The organism is Marichromatium sp. AB31, assembly GCF_003718685.1.
Classification (GTDB): Bacteria; Pseudomonadota; Gammaproteobacteria; order Chromatiales; family Chromatiaceae; genus Marichromatium; species Marichromatium gracile.
In genome coordinates, this window is the sequence record NZ_RHFI01000033.1 from 22,894 (window position 1) to 30,195 (window position 7,302).

At 67.1% G+C, this 7,302-nt stretch carries 6 protein-coding genes; 4 read left to right on the plus strand and 2 right to left on the minus strand.

The window, feature by feature from the left end; all coding sequences use genetic code 11:
* Positions 1 to 37: 37 nt before the first annotated feature.
* Complete coding sequence (gene sufB / locus EBL84_RS15840) at positions 38 to 1,483, minus strand: Fe-S cluster assembly protein SufB (protein ID WP_123141681.1); 1,446 nt, start codon at positions 1,481 to 1,483, stop codon at positions 38 to 40.
* Between the two features lie 450 nt (positions 1,484 to 1,933).
* Positions 1,934 to 3,034, minus strand: coding sequence for a non-hydrolyzing UDP-N-acetylglucosamine 2-epimerase (gene wecB, locus EBL84_RS15845; protein ID WP_123141682.1), 1,101 nt, complete (start codon positions 3,032 to 3,034; stop codon positions 1,934 to 1,936).
* A gap of 264 nt (positions 3,035 to 3,298) precedes the next feature.
* On the opposite strand from wecB, the gene EBL84_RS15850 reads away from it, so the two are divergent.
* From EBL84_RS15850 to EBL84_RS16960, 4 genes are all read left to right on the plus strand, one after another.
* A complete protein-coding gene (locus tag EBL84_RS15850; protein ID WP_123141683.1) occupies positions 3,299 to 4,099 on the plus strand; it encodes a TIGR01458 family HAD-type hydrolase in 801 nt (266 codons plus the stop codon).
* An 85-nt stretch (positions 4,100 to 4,184) separates the two neighbouring features.
* Positions 4,185 to 5,582, plus strand: a complete 1,398-nt coding sequence (locus EBL84_RS15855; protein WP_123141684.1) for an MFS transporter — start codon at positions 4,185 to 4,187, stop codon at positions 5,580 to 5,582.
* 20 nt (positions 5,583 to 5,602) lie between these two features.
* On the plus strand, positions 5,603 to 6,547 hold the full coding sequence (locus EBL84_RS15860; protein WP_123141685.1) for an L-lactate dehydrogenase: 945 nt from the start codon (positions 5,603 to 5,605) through the stop codon (positions 6,545 to 6,547).
* Positions 6,548 to 6,900: 353 nt separating this feature from the next.
* The coding region (locus EBL84_RS16960; protein WP_148040318.1) for a hypothetical protein at positions 6,901 to 7,302 on the plus strand (402 nt) is incomplete at its 3' end.

Consider the following 7,302-nt stretch of genomic DNA (forward strand, 5'->3'; position numbering starts at 1 on the left):
CGAATCTTGCGTGTTGTTTCGCCGAGCCCGCGCGGCGCTAGCCGACCGCACCTTCCAGGCTGATGCTGAGCAGCTTCTGCGCCTCGACCGCGAACTCCATCGGGAGCTCGTTGAAGACTTCCTTGCAGAACCCGTTGACGATCATCGACACCGCATCCTCCTCGCTGAGCCCGCGGGCGCGGCAGTAGAAGAGCTGGTCGTCGCTGATCTTGGAGGTGGTCGCCTCGTGCTCCATGTTCGCCGAGGGGTGTTTGACCTCGATGTAGGGCACGGTGTTGGCGGTGCAACGATCGCCGATCAGCAGCGAGTCGCACTGGGTGTGGTTGCGCGCGTTGGCCGCGCGCTGACCGATCCGCACCAGCCCGCGATAGGTCTGGCGCCCCTCGCCCGCCGAGATGCCCTTGGAGACGATGGTCGAGCGGGTGTTGGGACCGATGTGGATCATCTTGGTGCCGGTGTCGGCCTGCTGGCGACCCTTGGTCACCGCCACCGAGTAGAACTCGCCGACCGCGTCCTCGCCGCGCAGCAGGCAGCTCGGATACTTCCAGGTGATCGCCGAACCGGTCTCGACCTGGGTCCAGGAGATCTTCGAGCGCGCGCCGCGGCAGTCGCCGCGCTTGGTGACGAAGTTGTAGATACCGCCGCGTCCCTGGGCGTCGCCCGGATACCAGTTCTGCACCGTCGAGTACTTGATCTCGGCGTCATCGAGCGCGATCAGCTCGACGACGGCGGCGTGGAGCTGGTTCTCGTCGCGCTGCGGTGCGGTACAGCCCTCCAGATAGCTGACGTAGCTGCCCGCCTCGGCGACGATCAGGGTGCGCTCGAACTGCCCGGTGTTGCGGGCGTTGATGCGGAAGTAGGTGCTCAGCTCCATCGGGCAGCGCACCCCCTCGGGGATGTAGACGAAGGTGCCGTCGCTGAACACCGCCGCGTTGAGACAGGCGAAGTAGTTGTCGGTGTGCGGCACCACCGAGCCGAGGTACTGCTTGACCAGCTCGGGGTAGGCGTGCACCGCCTCGGAGATCGAGCAGAAGATCACTCCGGCCTCGGCCAGGGTCTCGCGGAAGGTGGTGGCCACCGAGACGCTGTCGAACACCGCATCGACCGCCACCCCGGCGAGCGCCTTCTGCTCCTCGATGGGGATGCCGAGCTTCTCGTAGGTCTCGAGCAGCGCGGGATCGACCTCGTCGAGGCTCTTGGGGCCGTCCTCGGGGCGCTTGGGCGCGGAGTAGTAGGAGATCGCCTGGAAGTCGATCGGCGGATGATCGACATCGGCCCAGTTCGGCGGCGTCATGGTCAGCCAGTGGCGATAGGCCTTGAGCCGCCACTCGGTCATGAACTCGGGCTCGCCCTTGCGTGCCGAGATCGCGCGCACCACGTCCTCGTCCAGCCCCGGCGGCAGGGTATCGGACTCGATCTCGGTGGTGAAACCGTGCTCGTACTCGGATCCGACGATGTCTTCGACGGCTGGGGTTGAGGTCATCGCTCCAGGCTCCGCTTATTCTCAGTAATTTGCTCAGTTATTAATATACGCCGCCAAGGGCACGAATCAACACCCCGCGCAACGCGGCAGTTCGTCTCGTCGACCTCGGGGGGCTGGACGGTGCCGGACATCGGCCCGCGTGCGGTGATGTCCACCGGATATTGCAGATAAACGGCGATTATATTCCAACTCGATGGCTGCTTTCACATCGAACTTGCAAATGCGAGGCGTTCACGTGGCAGCGGCTTCCCCGGCGGGGACGCTCGAACCGGGTCGGGGACCCAACCATACAGCGACGCGCACCGGCCTGTCTCGTCCGCCATGCACCGGCATCGACCAGGCTCCGCCCGATCCGTGGGCAAGGACGCCTCCCCCGAGCGCACCGCAGCGCGCACGGTGCGTTCGCGCTGTTCTCCGAAGCAAGCGACGGGCCAGCGCCGGCGACGAGGGTCAGTCGGTGCCGAGCAGCCGCTCCAGGTGGGCGACGATGCGCTCGCCGGCGCGCCCGTCCCAGCGCTCGGGAATCTCGCCGCGCGGCCAGCGACCATCGAACAGTCGCGCCAGCGCCGGGCCGAGACGCTCGGGATCGGTGCCGACGAGCAGGTTGGTGCCGATCTCCACCGTCTCCGGGCGCTCGGTGGTATCGCGCAGGGTCAGGCAGGGCACCCCGAGCACCGTGGTCTCCTCGGTGATGCCGCCGGAGTCGGTGATCACCGCGCGGGCGTGACGCACCAGATGGTTGAACTCCAGATAGGGCTGGGGCTCGATCAGGTGCAGGGTCTCGGGCACCGCGTCGAGCCGCTCCAGGGTGCGCGCGGTGCGCGGATGCACCGGGAAGACCACCGGCTGCCCGCGGGTATGCTCGGCCACCGCGCGGAGCATGCGCGCGAAGGCGCCGTCGGCGTCGACATTGGCCGGGCGGTGCAGGGTGAGCACGAAATACTCGCCCGGCCTCAGCCCCAGGTCGTCCCAACACGGCGGCGGACGCAGCCGGTCGAGATTGGCCAGCAGGGTGTCGATCATGGTGTTGCCGACGAAGAAGATCCGCTCCTCGCCCACCCCGGCGGCGCGCAGATTGGCGTTGGCGTGCACGCTGGTGGTGAAGAACCAGTTGGTGATCGCATCGGTCACCATGCGGTTGATCTCCTCGGGCATCCCCCAGTCGCCGGAGCGGATGCCGCCCTCGACGTGCGCCACCCGCACCCCGAGCTTCTGCGCGGCGATGGCGCAGGCCATGGTCGAGGTCACGTCCCCCACCACCAGACAGAGCGCGGCGGGGTGCTCGAGCAGCAGCCGCTCGTAGCGGGTCATGATCGCCGCGGTCTGCTCGGCCTGGGTACCGGAGCCGACCTCGAGATTGATATCCGGCGCGGGGATCCCGAGTTGTTCGAAGAAGTCGCCCGACATCCGCCGGTCGTAATGCTGTCCGGTGTGCACCAGACGATACTCGAGCCCGCCGCCGTCCGCGCGCCGCTGCTCCAGGGCGCGGATGATGGGCGCGATCTTCATGAAGTTCGGGCGTGCACCGGCGATGATGTCGATCAGGGGCATGGATCCGGTCCCTCGTTGGCGATGAGGCGCGACAGTACGGGCCGCGCGCACAGAGCCTAACGCGCCGCTCGCGGCCCGTCACCCGCCGCCGCCCGCGCCTCTCGCCACGCGCTACCGGGCAAAGCTTGTCCACTCCAAAAAGACTTCAACATCGGCGGACACTTAAGCGCGTCGCGCACAGGTTATCCACAGATGGAACCACAGCAACTGTGGATAACCGAATCGTCATCCACACCCGGCCCCCGACCGTGACAGGAGCGAGCCATGCGCCCAGACCCATCCACCGCCCTGCTGATCGACATGGACGGCGTGCTCTACCAGGGCGAGCAGGCCATCGCCGGCGCCGCCGAGACCCTCGACTGGCTGCGCGCCAACGCGGTGGCCCACCGCTTCGTCACCAACGCCAGCTCGCGCCCGCGCGCGCAGCTTGTCGCGCGCCTCGCCGGTCACGGCATCACGGTCGAGGAGACGCACATCCTCACCCCGCTGGTGGCCGCCGCCGACTGGCTGCGCGAACAGGTCGACGGCCCGGTCGCGGCCTTCGTCCCCAAGCCGACCCTGGCCGACCTCGACGGGCTCGCCCTCGCCCACGACCCCGAGCACGACCGCGCCAGCGCCGTGGTCGTCGGCGACCTCGGCGCCGCCTGGGACTTCGCCACCCTCAACCGCGCCTTCCGCTTCCTCATGCAGCCCGACGCACCGCCCCTGCTCGCCCTCGGCATGACCCGCTACTGGCGCGCCGAGGACGGGCTGCGCCTCGACACCGCGCCCTTCGTGATGGCGCTGGCGCATGCCAGCGGGCGCGAGCCCCAGGTCTTCGGCAAGCCCGCCACGGCCTTCTTCGAACGCGCCCTCGCGGCGCTCGGCGCCAGCCCCGCGACCACCTGGATGATCGGCGACGACCTGCGCGGCGACGTCGGCGGCGCCCAGGCCGCCGGGATGCGCGGCCTGCTGGTGCGCACCGGCAAGTTCCGCGCCGACGAGCTGGCGACGAGCGACATCCGCCCCGAGGCGGTGCTCGACTCCATCGCCGACCTGCCGCGCTGGTGGAGCGGCGGCGACTGAAGCGGTTTGCCCGGGGACGATTTTGTGCGATGGTCGGGGTAACAGCGGGCTCCGGCCCCATCGTCAGATCATCGAGTCAGACCCCATGAAACCGGCTCCATCGCCACAGGTCCTGGCCAACCCGCGCTTCCGTCGGCTGTTCACCGCCCAGGTGATCGCCCTGGTCGGCACCGGGATGAGCACGGTGGCGCTCAGCCTGCTCGCCTTCGCCCTCGGCGGCGCCCAGGCCGCGGCCATCCTCGGCGCCGCGCTGGCGCTGAAGATGGTCGCCTATGTCTTCTTCGCCCCGGTGTTCGGGGGGCTGGCGCACCGCCTGCCGCGCCGCCCCTTCCTGGTGACCATGGACCTGATCCGCACCGCGGTGCTGCTCGCCCTGCCCTGGGTCGACGCGTTGTGGCAGGTGCTCGCGCTGATCTTCCTGCTCAACCTCTGCGCCGCGGGCTTCAAGCCGGTGTTCTCCGCGACCATCGCCGACCTGCTCCCCGACGAGGCCGAGTACACCCGCGCCCTGGCGCTCTCGCGCCTGGCCTACGACCTCGAGGCGCTGCTCAGCCCGGTGCTCGCCGGTGCGGCGCTGCTGTTGATCAGCGACGACGGGCTGTTCGCGCTCAACGCCCTCGCCTTCCTCGTCTCGGCGGTGCTGGTCGCGCGCACCCTGCTGCCCGCGGCCAGAGCGCCGGAGCGCACCGGCACGCTCGGCGCCGAGATCCTCTTCGGCGTGCGCGCCTATCTCGCCACCCCGCGTCTGCGCGGACTGCTCGCGCTCTATCTCGCGGTGGCCGGTGCCAGCGCCATGGTGATCGTCAACACCGTGGTCTATGTGCGCGACACCCTCGGTGCCAGCGAGTCGATGGTGGCCATCGCCCTGGGCGCGACCGGCGCCGGCTCGATGCTCACCGCGCTGGCGGTGCCGCGACTGCTCGAGCACATCAGTGAGCGGCGGTTGATGCTCGGCGGCGCGGCGCTGCTCGGCGCCGGGCTGCTGCTCGTCGCCAGCGGCCCCGGCCTCGGCGGGCTGCTCGCCATCTGGGTGCTGGTCGGCGCAGGTCTCTCACTGGTGCAGACCCCCGCCGCTCGGGTGGTCAACCGCTCGGCCGCCGCCGGTGATCGCGCCGCCTACTTCTCGGCGCACTTCTCGCTCTCGCACGCCTGCTGGCTGGTGTTCTATCTGCTTGCCGGCGCGCTCGGCGCCGCGCTCGGCACACCCGCCACCGCGCTCCTGCTGGGACTGGCCGCGCTCGCCTGCACCGTGCTCGCCGCCCGGCTGTGGCCGCGCGACGAGCGCGCGGTACTCGAGCACCACCACCGGGCGCTCGACCACGACCACCTCCATACCCACGACAGCCACCACGACCACCCGCACGCGGGCTGGGAGGGACCGGAGCCGCACCGCCACCGCCACCACCACCGGGCACTGCGCCACGCCCACGACTTCGTCATCGACACCCATCACCCGGTCTGGCCCGACGCGCGCCCGGCCTGACCCACACCGGAGAGACCATCATGCTTCACCCTCACACCATCGGCATCGTCGGCACCGGCCAGGTCGGCATGGCCACCGCCTTCTCGCTGTTCCAGCAACGCATCGCCAACGAGCTGATCCTGGTCGACCGCGACCAGGCGCGCGCCGAGGGCGAGGCGATGGACCTGATGCACGCCCAGGGCTATGTCGGACGGCGCCGGGTGCGCGCCGGCGACTATGCCGATCTGGCACGGGCGCAGATCATCATCGTCACCGCCGGGGTCGCCCAGCGCCCCGGCGAGAGCCGACTGGAGCTGCTGCAACGCAATGTCGCGGTGTTCCGCGAGATCGCCGAGCAGCTCGACCGCCACGCCCCGGAGGCGCTGCTGCTGATCGCCTCCAACCCGGTCGACCTGCTCACCTACGCCATGGAGCAGCTCTCCAGCCGTCCGCGTCACCGTGTCATCGGCACCGGCACCATGCTCGACACCACCCGGCTGCGCACCCTGCTCGCCGAGCACTTCCAGGTCGACCCGCGCTCGGTCCACGCGCTGATCCTCGGCGAGCACGGCGACTCCGAGTTCGCGGTGTGGAGCCAGGCCAACATCGGCGGCACCCCGATTCGCGGTCACACCATCCTCGGCAAGCGCTGCGACCAGTCCTGCCGCGACGCCCTGCTCGCCAAGGTGCGCGGCGCCGCCAGCTCAATCATCGAGCGCAAGGGCTACACCAACTGGGCCATCGGCTTGGTCATCGCCCACCTGGTGCGCACCATCCAGGAGGACCAGGGCAGCGTGCTCCCGGTCACCACCCGGCTCGACGGCGCCTACGGCCTCCACGACATCTGTCTGAGCATCCCGGTGCGGGTCGGCATCGAGGGCGCCGGCGCGCCCCTGCCGCTCCCGCTCGACGACGAGGAACGGGCGGCGCTGGCGCATTCGGCGGGGGTGTTGCGGGGGTTTATCGAGGGGCTGGGGTTGGGGTGAGGCTCCCCCTAAAATCCTCGTCACGGCTACGCGCCGAGGTTACCGAACTTCGCGAGGAAAACACGACCCTGCAAAAAGCGACGGCGTATTTCGCAAAGAATCCGCCGTGAAAACGGCCCATATAGACGCACATCGCGACGCGCACATCCTGCATCAGCTGTGCGCGTTACTGAGGATGTTGAGTGTCTGCAACTACCGGACATGACCGCACGCGTCCAGCACTACTACAGCGGCGACCGGACGGTCGCATGAAATCAATCTTTTAGAATACAAAGGGCGGGAGGAAAAGCGTGCCTTGATAAAACGAAAAACGACAACAAAAAAATCATAACAACCACTTATACCAGAAAAAAATGACAAACAAAGAACTCATTTATTTACTGGCACCTATTGCAAATGCATTCATTGCATACAGCATATTTCGATTATCAAAAGTCCAACGTGAGGAAATATGGCTTCGTGGATTATGGGATTTTCAAAAAGACTTTTGGAACGACGAAAACGCAAAAAAAGTTCGACTATGGATATCCTGCGATGAATCATACAAAGAAATAGAAGACGCGATATCAAAAAGACTAAAAGGGCAAGCATCTGCGTCAGACTACGAAAAGCTTGATTGTCTTGATAAATTTGCATCTCTTTTGATTGGATATGAAAAAATAGCACCAAAAGACAGCTCTCGCCACAGCGAAGTCATGCGCAGAATATTTCATGATTACTGGGTAAAAGAAATAAAATCCGAAAAAAGAAAAAAA